The 209-nt window shown below is 43.1% G+C and carries 1 rRNA gene; it reads left to right on the plus strand.

What is annotated here, in order from left to right:
• Positions 1 to 135: 135 nt before the first annotated feature.
• Positions 136 to 209 (plus strand): 5S ribosomal RNA (gene rrf, locus IQO02_RS20005); the annotation flags it as partial.

Genomic DNA, 209 nt, shown 5'->3' on the forward strand with positions numbered 1-209 from the left:
GCTAACCTGTACTAATTGCCCGTGAGGCTTAACCATACAACACCCAAGGGGTTTTGTGGACTCAATAGAAAGACAGACCTTGAATGCGTTTGAAGAGAAATACTTTTAAATCAGTTTTCCGAATTTTAAAATTTGCTTGGCGACCATAGCATTGTGGACCCACCTGATTCCATGCCGAACTCAGAAGTGAAACACAATAGCGCCGATGG

Source organism: Vibrio sp. OPT24 (genome assembly GCF_015163545.1).
Classification (GTDB): Bacteria; Pseudomonadota; Gammaproteobacteria; order Enterobacterales; family Vibrionaceae; genus Vibrio; species Vibrio cyclitrophicus.